This window comes from Yoonia sp. D2-7 (assembly GCF_055809435.1).
Genome location: NZ_CM147912.1, coordinates 2,996,141 through 3,011,575, shown reverse-complemented (window position 1 = coordinate 3,011,575; position 15,435 = coordinate 2,996,141). Strand labels below are relative to the sequence as shown.

The window sequence follows — 15,435 nt, the reverse complement described above, 5'->3', positions numbered from 1 at the left end:
CGATTGGGGTGTGACCTCGTGAAAATTGGTAGTTTCAGCCTTGTGGCTGTTTTGGCCTTGGCCGCATGTGAAGTAACGCCACCCGCTGTTCCTGACAGCGGGCGTGGTGTCGGTTTTGGCGATTACGCTGATTTCGAACTGGATCGCGCACGACGCGAAGCGCAATTGCAGGGCCAAACCATCGGTGCCCCGCTTTCCGCAACGCGCCAGCCTGTGATTTCGAGTGAAACACCAAACGCGGTAGGCGCTACCACGTCAGACCAAGCGATTCCGACATCAGATTTGGCTGCTGCGGGAATCGGAACAAGCGCGGCTGTGACGACCGCGCCGCTCAACGCGACCTCTGCGGCGCCAATCGGTGAAACGGCAGAAGAACGCGAACGTCGTCTGGCAAATAACCCAGAGATTTCGGACGAAAACAGCTTTGACGCTGTGTCGAGCCGTGAAACCATCGAAAGTGACGCGCAGCGTCGTGCCCAACAGGCCGAGGCACTGATCGTTGTTGAGCCTGTTCCGCTGCCGGAAACACGTGCTGATTCTGGTCCGAATATAGTGTCTTATGCGATTAACGCGCCGAACCAGAAGGGGCAGGAATGGTATTCCCGTTCGATCCTGTCTGGCGAATCGCGGTTTTCAAGCAACTGTGCGACTTATGGAAGTCCGGATGCTGCACAGCGTGATTTCTTGATTCGTGGTGGCCCAGAACGCGATCCGCGTGGGATTGATCCGGATGGTGACGGGTTCGCTTGTGGTTGGGATCCTGCGCCATTCCGCGCAGCGGCTGGCAACTGACCCTTACACACCCATCGCCGAACTTTGGCCCGCGCAGAGAAGCGTGTGTGCCGGATATGGTTGTTTTGCATTACACAGCAATGGCGTCTGCAGATGCGGCGTGCCGGACGTTGTGTAATCCCGACAACGAAGTGTCCGCCCATTATTTGATTGATGAGGATGGCACCGTTCGGTCGATGGTTGCCGAAGATCAGCGTGCTTGGCACGCTGGTGCGGGCGCGTGGGGTGATGTTGTTGATGTGAACAGCCGCTCGATCGGGATTGAGATCGCGAATGACGGATTTTCCCCGTTTGCGATGCGACAGATGGATGCGCTGATCGTGTTGCTTCATGGAATCACACAGCGCTGGTCTATCGAACCTGAACGGATCATTGGGCATTCTGATATGGCGCCAGGACGCAAGATTGATCCGGGCGTGCGGTTCGACTGGCGACGCTTGTGGTGCGAAGGATTAGGCGTTTGGCCCACAGAAACAGGCGCTCCTGACGCCAGCTTTGCGGAGATGGCCGCGCAATTTGGCTATCGCTGTGATGATCCGGATTTACTGTTGTCCGTGTTTCGGATGCGTTTCCGGCCATGGGCGACTGGTCCGCTTGGTGCCACCGACATTGCGTTGATCACTGATCTCGCCACCCGTTTCCCCGTTGACGCAGGCCCAGCCACGGCCTAAGCGGCATCTGCGCGGATGGCTGGATGGCTGCGGCATTTCGATGTCGAGGAAAGTCCGGACTCCACAAAGCACGGTGCCGGGTAATCCCCGGCGGGGGTAACCCTAGGGACAGCGCCACAGAGATGTAAACTACCCGCGTCCGCGCGGGAAAAGGTGAAACGGTGGGGTAAGAGCTCACCGCGGACGTGGCAACACGGACGGCACGGCAAGCCCCACCGGGAGCAATGCCAAATAGGGACCGCGTGTCGCCCGCAAGGGGGACGGGGATGCTTGACCCCCAGCAGGTCCGGGTTGGCAGCTAGAGCGGCGTTGGCAACAACGTCGTCAGATGAATGGTCATCCATTCGGGGCAACCCGAAGGACAAAATCCGGCTTATAGGCCGTCCGCGCAAAATATCTTGTTTCGCAAAATGTTGATTTCTCTGGCGTTTGTTAACCATTTCATCCCAAGCTGGAACCAATCCCGAAGTGAGTCGTTCTGCTTTGTGAGGGGATCGTATGATAGTTCAAAATGACCCAACCACACTGGAAATGATCGGGGCCACCGCCCCAAGACTAAGACGTGACGATGTCCGCAGTGCCGCGACATGCGTTGCAGTTTTATCTGATACTGGTCGTGTCGCACTGGTAAGCGACGTATTTGTTGAAACGATTGGTCTAGATGACGCGACCCAGATTATTGGTCGGAGTTGGTGCAAGACATGGCCCGCAGATGCGCATGCCCCGTTAACTGTTGCATTAGATCGCGCGTGGCGCGGAATCGTCTCAACATATTGGGCGCGATTTCCGAATGCTGAAGGGTTGCCCGTTGACTGGGATATCCGGATTTCGCCGATTTTTGATGAAGCTGGTGACGTCGCTTCTGTGCTCGCGGTGTCCCGCCCCGTAACAAAGCACTAATGCTGGCCCAAAAGCGGGTTATTGCGGTTGACTCGGACCGCTGCACGGGTAAAAGGCAGCTTCTATAGATATTCACCCGCAGGCCGTTTGGGCCGCATACCGGAGAGATGAGCCATGGCGAAGCCTACCACCATCAAAATCCGCCTGAACTCCTCTGCAGGGACCGGGCACTTCTACGTCACAAAAAAGAACGCACGTACAATGACTGAAAAGATGGTCATCAAGAAGTACGACCCTGTTGTGCGTAAGCACGTTGAGTACAAAGAAGGTAAGATCAAGTAAATTGATCCCATCTTTGGAAGAGTTAAGCCGCGCCCCTAGCGCGGCTTTTTTCGTTTTGGGTCATGACATTTGGCGGTTCGCAAAATGATAGGCTAACACAACGTCACCTGCGACATCGCAAGGGCTGACAATCCTTAGCTGATCGTGGCATAGTCATATCAATCTCAGTATTTAGCAGGCACATCATGGACCTTCAGGCGTCGTTTGAAAAAGATCGCAACTGTAGTGGCTGCCCAATTCGTCATCGCGCCGTGTGCGCAACGTGTGATGAAGACGAAATCCTCGTGCTAGACGAAATGAAGTACTATCGTTCATTCGATGCGGGCCAACCAATCATGTGGGGTGGTGACCCCATGGCGTTTGTAGGGTCAGTTGTCAGCGGCACCGCAACGATCGAGCGGCTGATGGAAGACGGGCGCAAGCAGACGATGGGCTTGCTGCTGCCATCTGACTTTATCGGGCGTCCCGGTCGGGAAACAGCGACTTATGATGTAACGGCTGTGACCGATGTCACACTGTGCTGTTTCCGCAGAGATAGCTTTGAAAAGATGGTCGAGGCGACGCCACACGTGGCCCAACGTCTGATGGAAATGGCTCTGGATGAATTGGACGCCGCGCGGGACTGGATGTTGCTGCTTGGCCGTAAAACAGCCCGCGAGAAAATTGCGACGTTCCTGATGATGATCGTGCGCCGGACGAGTGAAGAAAAAACGCCCGCTGCAGTAGCAGATAAGAAGATCAGCTTGCCCCTGACTCGCGAAGCGATGGCAGATTACATGGGGCTGACGCTCGAAACAGTCAGCCGCCAATTTTCCAAGCTCCGCAAGGACGGGTTGATCGTGATGGACGGAAAGCGTGACATCACGATCCCTGATGTGGGTGCCCTTCAGGCAGAAACGGGATCTGACCTAGGTTAATGCGCCATAAGTAAGGGTAGGGTGGTCAGCCGCAGCATGTCCCGCGTGACGCCCCCTAAGATCGCTTCGCGCATTCTGGAATGACCGTATGCGCCCATGACCATGAGGTCGACGTCTGTCTCAGCCGCCCTTGCCAATAACTGCGCCGCAATAGACGGCTGTGTGCGGGCATGAATAGCGACGTCGACTTTTGCCCCGTTTCGCACAAGATATGCGGCCAGTTTTCCACCGGGATCCGACCGGTCCGGAGCGTGCATCGGTGGGTCAACAATCGCAATAGTCGTGATCTTTGCGTCCTTCATCAGGGGGAGCGCTGCGCGGGCGGCTGCCATGGCTTCGACCCCGTCGTCCCACGCGACCTTGATGTTGTCAAAGCTGCCGGACATTTCAACGCCTTTGGGCACCACCAAAACAGGCACGTCTGCGCCAAATAAACATGCTTCAAAGGTCATAGCATCAATGCGGTCATTGTTGCCTTGATGCGGGGCCGGCAGGATTGTCAGGTCGAAAAAGCGCATATGATCTGCCAAAAACGGATCAAGCCCGCCCGGCATCACGGTCACAGATTGCACGTCCCATTTGATATCTTCTGACGCCAAACGCGCCTGTGCGGCGGCTTCAAGTTGGTCGGCTTCTTCGCGCGCCAGATCGAAGTTTTGTTGAACCGCGATGGCGTGGGCACCTGCATAATAGAAGCCAGGCTCTGTTTCATCGACGCCTGTGCAAAGCACGTGCAAATGGGCGTCGTGATGGCGGGCAAAACTAATCGCGAATTCCAGCGCGGATTTGTCCGCATCTTTATTGTGAAGAATCGTCGCTATCGATGTGTAGGTCATGATCATCCTCCGATGTTGTGCGGGCAAGGTGCCGTAACTTTTCGAAGGGGTCTTTGATCTAGCGCAATATCTTTTCCTTCCATTTCTTGACCCAGATCAATGTCGCTCACGCCGCCGTGAGCCAAAACGGGCCAATGAATAGGACCGCGTCCAATTGAGTCGGGGTCTCAAGAAAGGGGTATTTGCGATGTTGAACTACCTAAAGCTTATTGCGTTAGGCATCGTTATTTTGTTCGCAGCGGTCGCGTCGAGTTTCGCACGCGATGTGGCCTATCAGGTCCACGCTGTATTAATCATGCTTGTTGCGTCCGGCATGTTCATTTGGGTTTTGCGCCAAACGGACGAGCCGGTCACGTTGGTTGATACCAACGGCTATATGGATGGCGTCATCCGTTACGGTGTTATTGCCACAGGGTTCTGGGGCTGTGTCGGGTTTTTGGTCGGCGTTGTGATTGCTTTCCAATTGGCTTTTCCAGCGCTCAACCTTGAATGGGCCCAACCATATGCAAACTTCGGTCGCCTTCGCCCACTGCACACAAGTGCGGTGATTTTTGCCTTTGGTGGCAACGCGTTGATCATGTCTTCGTTTTACGTTGTGCAGCGGACCTCTGGGTCGCGGTTGTGGGGCGGGAACCTCGCGTGGTTCGTGTTCTGGGGTTATAATTTGTTTATTGTTTTGGCGGCCACTGGTTATCTCCTCGGCGCTACCCAATCCAAAGAATATGCCGAACCTGAATGGTACGTTGATATTTGGCTGACCATTGTTTGGGTCGCCTACTTGGTTGTCTATCTTGGGACGATTTTCACCCGTAAGGAAAAACATATCTACGTGGCGAACTGGTTCTTCCTGAGCTTTATCGTCACTGTCGCGATGCTGCATATCGTCAACAACCTGTCCGTGCCTGTGTCCATTTGGGGCAGTAAATCGGTGCAGGTTTTCGCAGGCGTTCAAGATGCGATGACTCAGTGGTGGTATGGCCACAATGCGGTTGGCTTCTTCCTGACGGCGGGTTTCCTCGGCATGATGTACTACTTCGTGCCAAAGCAGGCGGGTCGTCCGGTTTTCTCTTACAAACTGTCGATCATCCACTTCTGGGCGCTGATCTTCCTGTATATCTGGGCTGGTCCACACCATTTGCACTACACTGCGTTGCCTGACTGGGCATCTACATTGGGTATGGTGTTCTCGATCATTCTTTGGATGCCAAGCTGGGGTGGTATGATCAACGGTCTGATGACCCTGCAAGGGGCGTGGGACAAACTGCGGACCGATCCGATTATCCGCATGATGGTTGTTTCGCTCGCGTTCTACGGCATGTCGACTTTCGAAGGACCGATGATGTCGATCCGCGCTGTGAACTCGCTGTCCCACTACACTGACTGGACCATTGGTCACGTGCATTCCGGTGCGCTTGGTTGGAACGGGATGATCACCTTTGGTGCGCTGTACTTCCTGACACCAAAACTGTGGGGCAAGGCGTCGATGCATTCAATGGCTGCGATCAACTGGCACTTCTGGTTGGCCACGATCGGTATCGTTTTGTACGCGTCATCCATGTGGGTCAGCGGCATTATGGAAGGTCTGATGTGGCGTGAAGTCGATGCGCAAGGTTTCCTCGTGAACTCTTTCGCTGACACCGTGACTGCGAAGTTCCCGATGTATGTGGTCCGTGGCTTGGGTGGGGTTCTGTACCTGACCGGTGCCCTGATCATGGCGTGGAACATGTTCATGACGATCCGGGGTGGCGAAAACGTCACCGCCCCGGTCGGCGTCCCAGCAGAATAAGGAGCCTTAGACATGGCATTTCTTGATAAACACCAGATGCTGGAACGTAGCCCGACATTGCTGTTGGTTGGTTCCTTCCTTGTGGTCACCATCGGCGGGATTGTGGAAATTGCTCCGCTTTTCTACCTCGAAAACACAATTGAGGAAGTGGAGGGGGTACGTCCGTATTCCCCTCTCGAACTCACCGGTCGCGATATCTACATCCGTGAAGGGTGCTACAACTGCCACAGCCAGATGATCCGTCCAATGCGTGACGAGGTCGAGCGGTACGGGCATTATTCACTGGCTGCAGAATCGATGTATGACCACCCGTTCCAGTGGGGGTCAAAGCGGACGGGTCCTGATGTCGCCCGTGTTGGCGGTCGGTATTCCGATGCGTGGCATGTGGATCACCTTATTGATCCGCAGTCAGTTGTCCCTGAATCCATTATGCCGAAATATGCATTCTTGATGGATGAAGTGATCGACGGCGAATACGTCCAAGATCTGATGGAAACTCATCGCTTTGTGGGCGTTCCGTACACCGATGAAATGATCGAAAACGCGAACGCCGACTTTAAGGTGCAGGTCGATTATGACGGCGATTGGGATGCGATGTTGGAACGCTATCCGAATGCGGTTGTGTCCAATTTTGACGGACAGCCTGAGCTGACAGAGATGGACGCGCTTGTTGCCTATCTGCAGATGCTGGGCACTTTGGTCGACTTCTCAACCTTCACCCCAGACGCAAGCCGCTAAAGGAGCAAGATCATGGATACATATTCTTTCCTGCGCGAACTGGCGGATAGCTGGGTTTTGTTGGCGTTGACGTTGTTCTTCATCGGTACGATTTTTTGGGCGTTCCGCCCCGGCAGTCGTGACGTCCATAAAGAAGTCGCAGACATCCCGTTTCGCAATGAAACCGCCCAACCTACCGATCCGGAGGCAAAATCATGAGTGATCCAAACAAAGACAAAGAAATCGACGAAGCAACCGGTGTCGATACAACAGGTCACGAATGGGACGGCATCAAAGAACTGAACAACCCTTTGCCGCGTTGGTGGCTATGGTCGTTCTATCTGTGCATCATTTGGGGCATTGGCTACGTCATCGCCTATCCGGCTTGGCCGCTGATCAATGGTGCTACAACGGGTCTGCTCGGGTACTCGACACGTGGTGAAGTGGCCGCTGAGATTGACCGTTATAAGGACCAGAACGCTGAACTGACCTCTGCCTTGGCCGAGGTCGAACTGGCGTCATTGGGCGACAACGCAGAACTGAACCGTTTCGCGGTGTCTGCGGGTGGTGCTGTATTCCGCACCAATTGTTCCCAGTGTCACGGGTCTGGTGCGGCGGGTGCCAAAGGCTATCCGAACTTGCTGGATGATGACTGGCTGTGGGGCGGCACGATCGAAGACATCGCCTACACCGTGAACCACGGGATCAGAAATGAAACCGATCTGGATGCCCACTGGTCCCAGATGCCAGCCTTTGGTGAAATCCTTGAGAAAGAAGAGATTTCTCAGGTTGTTCACTACGTGATGTCGCTGTCAGCAGCTGAACATGACGCGGCCAAAGCCGAAGCGGGCGCAGTGTTGTTCGACGAACAATGCAGCGCGTGTCATGGCGCCAATGCCGAAGGTGACTACGGTATCGGTGCCCCGAACCTGGCTGATGCGATCTGGCTCTATGGTGGGGATGAGGACACGTTGGTTGAAACCATCACCTATTCCCGCTTTGGCGTGATGCCCGCTTGGGGTCCGCGTCTGACACCCGCCGATGTCAATGCAGTTGCTGCCTACGTCCATCAATTGGGCGGCGGCGAATAATCCCGCTTCCAACAGGGATAGTCCCGCGCGTGGAGTAGTTCACGCGCGCGGGGCTGATCGCCTCCGGTCCTGTTCGCACAGCCGGGGGCGATTTCTATTTAAGGTAGATGGACAAACTCCAAAATTTTGCCTTTTTCACGTCCCAATGCACCCCTAGGAAGCAACAGTGTTTCCAAGAGGTTATAAGACTATGCGCATTCTCAACATCGTTATCGCAGGCGCCGCTATCGCCAGCCTATCTGCGTGCAACTTTATCCAAAACCTATCGACTGACTCCGGCTTCCGAACTCCGTCTGCATCTGGATTTTATTCAAGCGGTATCGACATTACTCGTTCGGGTCGTGAGATCGACGCGTCGGGTGATGGTTTTGCCTATGCCGCAGGCGGCAAAGACGGCGAAGGTCTGAAAGCAATCTCAGGGTTGATCCTTGGCACCGAAGTCAATTTCCGGCCAAATACGGGAAGCGGCACGTTTACTGGACGTTACGAGCTGTCGCAGATCAGCGGCATCGATATCAATGGCGATGAAATCTACGGCTTTGCTTCTAACGTTTCGGGCGCCATTTCGCTAAACGCTGATTTCGAGAACGACACACTGACGGGAAGCGCTGGCAATTTGACCGTGAATGGCACGATGGACGGACGCACTTTGGGTGGCACCGTGGTCTATCGCGGATTGAGCGGTCCGTTACGTGGCTTGGTCGGTGGCGATAAGACTGTGGGTGCGTTCCACGGTAACAATGCCAACCTGATTTATGCAGGCGGATTTATCGCTGATCGCGAATAGTTTGACTCAGGTCAAAGTCGCCTGATCCCTGATCTGTTCTATAGGCTGTGCGAACAGGTCAGGACGAACAGATGAACACTCCCGAACCCCCTAAATTATTTGCGCCGCAGGAACCGATTTTCCCGCGGCGTGTCACCGGTTTTTTCCGCACAATGAAGTGGTGGATCATGGCCGTGACGCTGGGCATTTATTACCTCACGCCATGGATCCGTTGGGATCGCGGACCTGCGCTGCCTGATCAGGCGGTGCTGGTCGATATGGCGCATCGTCGTTTCTATTTCTTCTGGATCGAGATTTGGCCGCACGAATTCTATTTCGTAGCAGGTCTATTGATCATGGCCGGTCTAGGCTTGTTCCTGTTCACCTCGGCGCTGGGCCGCGTGTGGTGTGGTTATACCTGTCCGCAAACTGTTTGGACCGATCTGTTCATCCTCGTCGAACGCTGGATCGAAGGTGACCGCAATGCCCGTGTTCGGTTGTGGAAAGCAAGCTGGGATATCAATAAGTGGCGTCTGCGTCTGACGAAGTGGTTCGTATGGCTGTTGATTGCCGTCGCCACTGGCGGGGCGTGGGTGTTTTACTTCACGGATGCGCCGACGCTGGCCCAGGATTTGATTGCGGGTACGGCCCATCCGGTTGCCTATACGACCATCGCCATCTTGACTGGGACCACGTTCCTGTTTGGCGGTTTCATGCGCGAACAGGTCTGTATCTACATGTGTCCATGGCCGCGTATCCAAGGTGCGATGATGGACGACGATACGTTGACTGTTGCCTACCGCGACTGGCGGGGCGAACCGCGTGCGAAGAAACGTCTCGAAGACACTGGCGATTGTATTGATTGTATGGCCTGCGTGAACGTCTGCCCCATGGGCATCGACATTCGTGAAGGGCAGCAGATGGAATGCATCACCTGTGCGCTTTGCATTGATGCCTGCGACGACGTCATGGATAAGATTGGCAAGCCACGCGGTTTGATCGACTATCTGGCGCTTTCGGATGAACCAGAAGAACGGGCAGGCAAGCCGCCAAAACCTGTGTGGAAACATATCCTGCGGACCCGCACGATTCTGTATACAGCGCTATGGTCATTGATTGGTTTTGGCCTTGTGTTCGCGCTGTTCATTCGAGCGGATATTGACCTGACGGTCGAACCTGTGCGCAATCCACAGTACATCGTGATGTCGGACGGATCTGTCCGGAACACCTACACGATCCGTCTGCGCAACAAGCACGGTGAACCCCGTGACTTCCGGATTTCGTTGTCCGCCGATACAATCCTGCGGATTGCACAAGAAGGTTCTGATACGAATATTCTGACGGTAGCACCCGACAGCACGACCCAAGTCCGCGTCTATGTTATTGCACGGCCACAAGACCCGGCAGCGACCGAACAGACCACGGATCTGCGGTTCTGGGTCGAAGATGTTGAAAACGGTGAACGCGCCCATAGGGATAGCGTCTTTAACGGAAAGGATCAGTGATGACTGAAGCTGTTCAAAAAGAACTGACAGGCCGCAAGGTGTTGTTGATCGTGTGCTCTGCATTTGCCGTGATCATCGGTGTGAACCTGACGTTGGCCTACAAAGCGGTCGCGACATTCCCGGGGCTTGAGACCAAGAATTCCTATGTCGCAAGCCAAGCTTTTGACGCCAATCGCGCCGCGCAAGAGGCGCTGGGCTGGGACGTCGGCGCACGTGTGGAGGCGGGTCAATTACGTCTCAGCATCATGCATGATGGCGAACCTGTGAAAGTCGATATTCAGTCCGCAGTGTTGGGCCGCGCGACCAACGTGTCGCAAGATCAAACACCTGTACTGGCTTTTGACGGACGGGACTACATCGCACCCGTGTCGCTGGAACGTGGGAACTGGAACCTGCGTCTGGTCGCACAGGCCGAAGATGGCACGATGTTTCAGCAACGCATCATCGTGGAGACAGCCAGATGACGATGTCGGCATGTCCAGCATGTGATGCAGCGCCTTTGGCGGAAGCCGTCGCAGGCCGTGCGGTTGTCAGATCCGATATGATCTTGTCCTTACCTGATATTCATTGTGCGGCCTGTATCGGGGGCGTGGAACGGACGCTTTTGGCTCTGCCAGAGGTGAATGCAGCCCGCGTGAACCTGAGCCGCAAGCGCGTCGTGATTGATGCGCCAGCGCTAGAGGTCGATGACGCAATTGCAGCCCTTGATGCGGCTGGATATGCCGCGATGGAACTGGATAGCGGACTGCTTGAAGGTGCCGATCGTGATGCCAAGGGGCGTGCGTTGCTGTTGCGTTTGGGCGTCGCGGGCTTTGCGATGATGAATGTGATGTTGTTCTCGGTAGCTGTGTGGTCGGGCGCGGCGCAAGCCACCCAAATTATGTTTCACTGGATTTCTGCGGCGATTGCGGTGCCTGCGCTCGCGTTTTCTGCACAGGTGTTTTTCAGCCATGCTTGGACTGCGCTGCGTGTTGGCCGATTGAACATGGATGTTCCGATTTCATTGGCGATCATCTTGGCCGCTGGCATGTCCGTTTATGAAACGGCGCAAGGCGGGCATCATGTCTATTTCGATGCGGCGTTGTCTTTGACGTTCTTTTTGCTTGTGGGGCGGTATCTGGATCACCGGACACGGATGGCTGCAAGGTCTGCGGCACAGGAACTCAGCGCGCTGGAAGTCCCTCGGACCAGCAGATTGGAAGACGGTAAGCCTGTGACAGTGAATGTCGCTGACCTGAACCTTGGTGATGTGATCGTTGTTCACACTGGTATGCGTGTGCCCGTCGATGGTGTCGTGCAAAAAGGGCGGTCCGAGGCGGACCGGTCCTTCCTGACCGGCGAAAGTATGCCATTGATCGTGGGGCCGGGTGACGTGGTTGCAGCGGGTGATGTGAACCTAAGCGGCCCACTGACAATCGAGGTCACGGCAATCGGCGAAGACACCACGCTGCGCCGGATGGCAGCTCTTGTCGAAACGGCAGAAGATGCGCGTAACCGCTACACCGCTTTGGCTGATCGGGCCGCGCAGATTTATGCGCCCGCCGTGCACTTGCTGGCCTTCGTGACCTTTGGCGGTTGGATTTTTGCATCCGGCGACATGGTTCTTTCGCTGAATATTGCGATTTCAGTGCTTATCATCACATGCCCCTGCGCGCTTGGCCTTGCTGTGCCTGCGGTGATGACAGCAGCATCAGGGCGCCTGTTCCGGCGTGGTCTTTTGGTTAAGAACGGCACGGCTTTGGAACGTCTGGCAGAAGTGGACACCGTCGTGTTTGACAAGACCGGCACGCTGACCGAAGGCGTCGCACGCATTGATACGGACAAGTTGTCACCGGAAGAACTGGCGGTGCTGTCAGCGCTATGCGCGTCGTCCAGCCACCCCGTGTCACGCGCAATCATGCAAGCGATGCCACAAGATGTCGTCGCGGCTGATGTCCAAGATGTCCGCGAAGCTGCAGGGCTGGGTGTCGAAGGTATCTGGCAAGGGCGGATCGTTCGTATTGGACGGGCCGAATGGGTCGGCGCAAAGCGGTCGCCCGGTCTGTGTATTGGTCACGACTCTCCGGTTGAACTATCGTTTAGTGAAACGTTGCGTGCGGGCGCCGAAGATGCCGTCGTCGCCTTGAAGTCCGCTGGTTATCAAGTGGCCGTCTTTACTGGTGATACGCCTGAGGCTGCCAAAAAACTGGCCGCGACTTTGAACATTCTTGATGTACGTGCCGACATGCGTCCCGAAGAAAAACTGGAAGCTATCCGCGATATGATCGGTGCAGGTCGCCGCGTCCTGATGGTGGGCGACGGGCTGAACGATACGGCGGCACTGGCTGCGGCACATGCGTCGATGTCACCTGCGTCAGCTTTGGACGCGTCGCGCGCCGCGTCAGACATCGTTTTGTTGGGCCGTAGTCTTTCCGAAATTCCGGATGCCGTCGCGACAGCCAAATCCGCGCGTGCTCGCGTGATCGAAAACTTTGGGATTGCGGCGGGTTACAACGCGATTGCGATCCCGATCGCGGTCATCGGTTTGGCGACACCACTGGCCGCCGCCATCGCAATGTCCGCGTCCTCTATTACTGTGCTGTTGAATGCACTTCGTCTAAGGTGATCGATATGAATGTTTTGATTGTACTTGTTCCGGTGTCTTTGGTTTTGGCCATCGCTGGGTTGCTGACGTTTCTATGGACGTTGCGCAGCGAACAATATGATGATCTGGACGGCGATGCGTGGCGGATTTTGGTCGAAGATGCCCTTAGCCCGCAAGAACGCGCAGCCATAAAGGGCCATTCGGACGCAGGGTGATCTTTGGTTCGAGATTTGGCGCTGGGCCAACGGCCTCGAATTTAAGGCGTGCATAGGTTTGACCAATGACTTCGGCGGCAATGGCACGGGTCATATGCAGCCCGACGCAGCGATGCTGCCCAAGCCCAAACGGGATATAGGCGTGGCGATGCCTGTCCGTTTCGGTTGCGTGACGGGTTGGGTCAAATTGATCGGCATCAGTCCAAAAGTCCGGATGCCTGTGGATCAGATAGGGCGAAATCAGCACGCTGGATCCCCGCGGGATTGTGAAGCCGCCGATGATATCGGTCTGGATTGCACGGCGTTCGACGATCCAAATAGACGGGTAAAGTCGGACTGCTTCCGCGAATATATGCGCGGGATCGTTGGTGTGCAGCGCGGGATCGGGGGCTTGCGCAACCGCATAGAATGCCCAAGCCAATGCGTTTGCCGTCGTTTCATGTCCGCCCAACAACAACGTCACAGCCGCATCGCGTAGTTCTTTATCGATCAGTCCGGCGTCGCCGTCTGCTTCGTGCGCGGTGATGAGTTGGGATAGTAAATCGTCTGGGCGATTGTCGGCCGTACGTCGCGCATTGATCAAGTCAAAAATCACGTCGTCGATGGTCTGCACAGCCTGCTTGAACGCGGGGCGGTGCAGGTGGCGTGATAGCATCGCCGGATCAAGCGGGGCTTCTAACCTGCGCCACGTGTCTTGCAGAATGATCTCTAGCGCCGCCTCGATCCGCGCAGCATCGACACTGGATGAAAACAGAATACGGGCAGAAATGGCGATGACGAGATGCATCATCTCGGCGGCTATGTCGATCTTATCCGCAACAATCCAGCGATCTAACAGGGGCGCGAGCTCAGACGCAACGACGCGGCTTATGTCGCTGAACATCTTTGGTTGGAACAAGGGCTGAATAAGACGCCTGTGGCGCGCCCAAGCGCCCTTGTTCGCCGACAACAGGCTGTCGCCGCAGGTCGCCCTAATCCGTTCCGCGCTGCGCGTGTTTTTATCGTAGCGGTCAGGGTGGCGGGACAGAACATGGGCAATATGATCAGGATGATTGATCAGATGCGCGGTGACTGGTCCGAAACGAAGCCGCACAACATCGCCATGATCACGCGCAGCATCCCCGAGCAGACCAAGCGCATCGGTTTTCAGATCGGCTAGCGACCCCCAGATCACGCTACTCTGCGGTCCCGGTGCGCGTGTCACTTCGGATAACCCCAAACATCAAAACTACGGGACCATCGGTCTGCTACAACGGCCTTGGTCGCGTCATCAAGCGGAGTGAAACTGTTCTTTTTGTAACCCGCGATACTGTTTAAATGGGCCTGCACCTTGGGTCTGTAGGCGTCGAACCCTGCAAGGCCGAGATGGTCATAGATTTTCGAAAGCTGCGCAATCGGGTCGGTTTCGAGCGCGTCAAAGGTGACTTCGCAAATGCGATTTTTGGGGAGCAACGCGAGGTCTTCGAAATAGGCATCGTACATGATTTCGTGGCGCTGCAGGATACCCTCGTCAATCTCATCAAGATTGGGACGTTGCATATACATGAACCACGTGGCCGTATCGAAGAAATGCCGTTGCGATTGAAAAACGCGATAAGGGTCGCGGTGTATGTGGACGAAACGCGCGTCTGGAAACATTTGCAGGATGGTTTTGATCCGCGCCGTGTGTGGTGGTGATTTCAGCAGCAAAGCACGCGGATCATTTAGCGTCAGTTTCTTGCAGAACGCCACGAACGCAGACTTCCAAGCAGCGACTTTGTCCGGCGCCACATCACGAAATGTCAGTTCGTCTTCGTAGTGCTGGCCCGTTTGTGGAAACGAAACGGCAAGGTAAGCTGACCGTTGCGACATGATCAGCGGCGCAAATTCATCTTCTTGCGGGGATTGAAACGACATCGGCATGTTATCCATCGGCCGCTTCGCGGGGATCATCCACGCGAACAGTTTGGACACAGTGCTTTCCGTGGTCAGGAAAGTTAGCGGGTTCGTGACCTGAAACGTGTTGGGGGCGTGAAACAGGACGTCATCCTGCGCCATCAGATCGTGCAGATGTGTCGTCCCGCTGCGCCAGTGCCCAAGGATGAAAACCGGCGGCTGCGTGATTTCAACGGCATCGATCGCTGCGCCATACCGTTTGCGTTCGATAAATGCGTTCAGCGAATTCAGTGGGCTGACAAGCGTAATCGCGGCGGCGCGGTGCAAATAGGCCGGTGATATCCGGAACCTGTTTTCGGCCAAGACCCGCATCCAATGCCCAAAGGTCAGACCCATCAAGAAATTCTGTTGCAGGCTCCAACGATGTTTGAGCTTTGGCTTCATGATACGCACCATTGTTGAACTGCGCCTAGTGTGGCGCAGTTATTGGGTATCCGC

Annotated in this window: 17 protein-coding genes and 1 other RNA gene; 15 read left to right on the top strand and 3 right to left on the bottom strand. The window is 55.4% G+C overall.

Going from position 1 to position 15,435, the window contains the following annotated elements:
* Positions 1 to 18 precede the first annotated feature (18 nt).
* From AC0L7R_RS14860 to fnrL, 6 genes are all read left to right on the top strand, one after another.
* Entirely contained in the window at positions 19 to 792 is a 774-nt protein-coding gene (locus tag AC0L7R_RS14860) for a hypothetical protein (protein WP_348108406.1), read from the top strand.
* Between the two features lie 56 nt (positions 793 to 848).
* Positions 849 to 1,463, top strand: coding sequence for an N-acetylmuramoyl-L-alanine amidase (locus AC0L7R_RS14855; protein WP_473660435.1), 615 nt, complete (start codon positions 849 to 851; stop codon positions 1,461 to 1,463).
* Positions 1,464 to 1,474: 11 nt separating this feature from the next.
* An RNA gene (rnpB, locus tag AC0L7R_RS14850) (RNase P RNA component class A) lies at positions 1,475 to 1,855 on the top strand.
* Between the two features lie 106 nt (positions 1,856 to 1,961).
* Positions 1,962 to 2,363 carry a PAS domain-containing protein gene (locus tag AC0L7R_RS14845; RefSeq protein ID WP_473657646.1) on the top strand — a complete coding sequence of 134 codons (402 nt, stop codon included), beginning with the start codon at positions 1,962 to 1,964 and terminating at the stop codon, positions 2,361 to 2,363.
* 114 nt (positions 2,364 to 2,477) lie between these two features.
* Positions 2,478 to 2,645, top strand: a complete 168-nt coding sequence (rpmG, locus tag AC0L7R_RS14840) for a 50S ribosomal protein L33 (RefSeq protein ID WP_072857731.1) — start codon at positions 2,478 to 2,480, stop codon at positions 2,643 to 2,645.
* Between the two features lie 185 nt (positions 2,646 to 2,830).
* Positions 2,831 to 3,562, top strand: coding sequence for a transcriptional regulator FnrL (gene fnrL / locus AC0L7R_RS14835; RefSeq protein WP_473657644.1), 732 nt, complete (start codon positions 2,831 to 2,833; stop codon positions 3,560 to 3,562).
* On the opposite strand, the gene AC0L7R_RS14830 is transcribed toward fnrL, so the two are convergent.
* A complete protein-coding gene (locus AC0L7R_RS14830) occupies positions 3,559 to 4,398 on the bottom strand; it encodes a universal stress protein (RefSeq protein ID WP_473657642.1) in 840 nt (279 codons plus the stop codon). The two genes, fnrL and AC0L7R_RS14830, sit on opposite strands and share 4 nt — an antisense overlap.
* Positions 4,399 to 4,585: 187 nt before the next feature.
* Here AC0L7R_RS14830 and ccoN point away from each other — a divergent pair, with 187 nt between their 5' ends.
* The 9 genes from ccoN (at position 4,586) to ccoS (ending at position 13,062) form a co-directional block, all read left to right on the top strand.
* The gene (ccoN, locus tag AC0L7R_RS14825; protein WP_348108402.1) at positions 4,586 to 6,184 is read left to right on the top strand and encodes a cytochrome-c oxidase, cbb3-type subunit I; all 1,599 of its coding nucleotides are present in this window, start codon (positions 4,586 to 4,588) and stop codon (positions 6,182 to 6,184) included.
* Positions 6,185 to 6,196: 12 nt separating this feature from the next.
* Positions 6,197 to 6,922, top strand: a complete 726-nt coding sequence (gene ccoO, locus AC0L7R_RS14820; protein ID WP_473657641.1) for a cytochrome-c oxidase, cbb3-type subunit II — start codon at positions 6,197 to 6,199, stop codon at positions 6,920 to 6,922.
* 12 nt (positions 6,923 to 6,934) lie between these two features.
* Positions 6,935 to 7,120: a cbb3-type cytochrome c oxidase subunit 3 gene (locus tag AC0L7R_RS14815; RefSeq protein WP_348108400.1), complete on the top strand. Its 186-nt coding sequence runs from the start codon at positions 6,935 to 6,937 to the stop codon at positions 7,118 to 7,120.
* The gene (gene ccoP, locus AC0L7R_RS14810) at positions 7,117 to 7,992 is read left to right on the top strand and encodes a cytochrome-c oxidase, cbb3-type subunit III (protein ID WP_473657639.1); all 876 of its coding nucleotides are present in this window, start codon (positions 7,117 to 7,119) and stop codon (positions 7,990 to 7,992) included. Before AC0L7R_RS14815 ends, ccoP begins: the two co-directional genes overlap by 4 nt.
* Positions 7,993 to 8,182: 190 nt before the next feature.
* Positions 8,183 to 8,779: a hypothetical protein gene (locus AC0L7R_RS14805; protein ID WP_473657638.1), complete on the top strand. Its 597-nt coding sequence runs from the start codon at positions 8,183 to 8,185 to the stop codon at positions 8,777 to 8,779.
* Between the two features lie 71 nt (positions 8,780 to 8,850).
* Positions 8,851 to 10,263 carry a cytochrome c oxidase accessory protein CcoG gene (gene ccoG, locus AC0L7R_RS14800; protein WP_473657637.1) on the top strand — a complete coding sequence of 471 codons (1,413 nt, stop codon included), beginning with the start codon at positions 8,851 to 8,853 and terminating at the stop codon, positions 10,261 to 10,263.
* The gene (locus AC0L7R_RS14795; protein ID WP_473657636.1) at positions 10,263 to 10,727 is read left to right on the top strand and encodes a FixH family protein; all 465 of its coding nucleotides are present in this window, start codon (positions 10,263 to 10,265) and stop codon (positions 10,725 to 10,727) included. Before ccoG ends, AC0L7R_RS14795 begins: the two co-directional genes overlap by 1 nt.
* Positions 10,724 to 12,868, top strand: coding sequence for a copper-translocating P-type ATPase (locus AC0L7R_RS14790; protein WP_473657634.1), 2,145 nt, complete (start codon positions 10,724 to 10,726; stop codon positions 12,866 to 12,868). Before AC0L7R_RS14795 ends, AC0L7R_RS14790 begins: the two co-directional genes overlap by 4 nt.
* Positions 12,869 to 12,873: 5 nt before the next feature.
* Positions 12,874 to 13,062, top strand: coding sequence for a cbb3-type cytochrome oxidase assembly protein CcoS (ccoS, locus tag AC0L7R_RS14785; protein ID WP_473657633.1), 189 nt, complete (start codon positions 12,874 to 12,876; stop codon positions 13,060 to 13,062).
* Here the strand turns inward: ccoS and AC0L7R_RS14780 are convergent.
* Both AC0L7R_RS14780 and AC0L7R_RS14775 read right to left on the bottom strand, forming a co-directional pair.
* A complete protein-coding gene (locus tag AC0L7R_RS14780) occupies positions 13,013 to 14,266 on the bottom strand; it encodes a cytochrome P450 (protein WP_473657631.1) in 1,254 nt (417 codons plus the stop codon). The two genes, ccoS and AC0L7R_RS14780, sit on opposite strands and share 50 nt — an antisense overlap.
* A complete protein-coding gene (locus AC0L7R_RS14775; RefSeq protein WP_473657630.1) occupies positions 14,263 to 15,381 on the bottom strand; it encodes a sulfotransferase in 1,119 nt (372 codons plus the stop codon). The genes AC0L7R_RS14780 and AC0L7R_RS14775 overlap by 4 nt, the downstream gene beginning before the upstream one ends.
* Between the last annotated feature and the right edge of the window lie 54 nt (positions 15,382 to 15,435).

Coding starts and splice junctions, on each gene's coding strand:
- ccoN (WP_348108402.1), top strand. CDS start 4,586: ATGTTGAACTACCTAAAGCTTATTGCGTTAGGCATCGTTATTTTGTTC.
- fnrL (WP_473657644.1), top strand. CDS start 2,831: ATGGACCTTCAGGCGTCGTTTGAAAAAGATCGCAACTGTAGTGGCTGC.
- AC0L7R_RS14815 (WP_348108400.1), top strand. CDS start 6,935: ATGGATACATATTCTTTCCTGCGCGAACTGGCGGATAGCTGGGTTTTG.
- ccoO (WP_473657641.1), top strand. CDS start 6,197: ATGGCATTTCTTGATAAACACCAGATGCTGGAACGTAGCCCGACATTG.
- AC0L7R_RS14775 (WP_473657630.1), bottom strand. CDS start 15,381: ATGAAGCCAAAGCTCAAACATCGTTGGAGCCTGCAACAGAATTTCTTG.
- ccoP (WP_473657639.1), top strand. CDS start 7,117: ATGAGTGATCCAAACAAAGACAAAGAAATCGACGAAGCAACCGGTGTC.
- ccoS (WP_473657633.1), top strand. CDS start 12,874: ATGAATGTTTTGATTGTACTTGTTCCGGTGTCTTTGGTTTTGGCCATC.
- rpmG (WP_072857731.1), top strand. CDS start 2,478: ATGGCGAAGCCTACCACCATCAAAATCCGCCTGAACTCCTCTGCAGGG.
- AC0L7R_RS14855 (WP_473660435.1), top strand. CDS start 849: ATGGTTGTTTTGCATTACACAGCAATGGCGTCTGCAGATGCGGCGTGC.
- AC0L7R_RS14845 (WP_473657646.1), top strand. CDS start 1,962: ATGATAGTTCAAAATGACCCAACCACACTGGAAATGATCGGGGCCACC.
- AC0L7R_RS14805 (WP_473657638.1), top strand. CDS start 8,183: ATGCGCATTCTCAACATCGTTATCGCAGGCGCCGCTATCGCCAGCCTA.
- AC0L7R_RS14830 (WP_473657642.1), bottom strand. CDS start 4,398: ATGACCTACACATCGATAGCGACGATTCTTCACAATAAAGATGCGGAC.
- AC0L7R_RS14790 (WP_473657634.1), top strand. CDS start 10,724: ATGACGATGTCGGCATGTCCAGCATGTGATGCAGCGCCTTTGGCGGAA.
- AC0L7R_RS14795 (WP_473657636.1), top strand. CDS start 10,263: ATGACTGAAGCTGTTCAAAAAGAACTGACAGGCCGCAAGGTGTTGTTG.
- ccoG (WP_473657637.1), top strand. CDS start 8,851: ATGAACACTCCCGAACCCCCTAAATTATTTGCGCCGCAGGAACCGATT.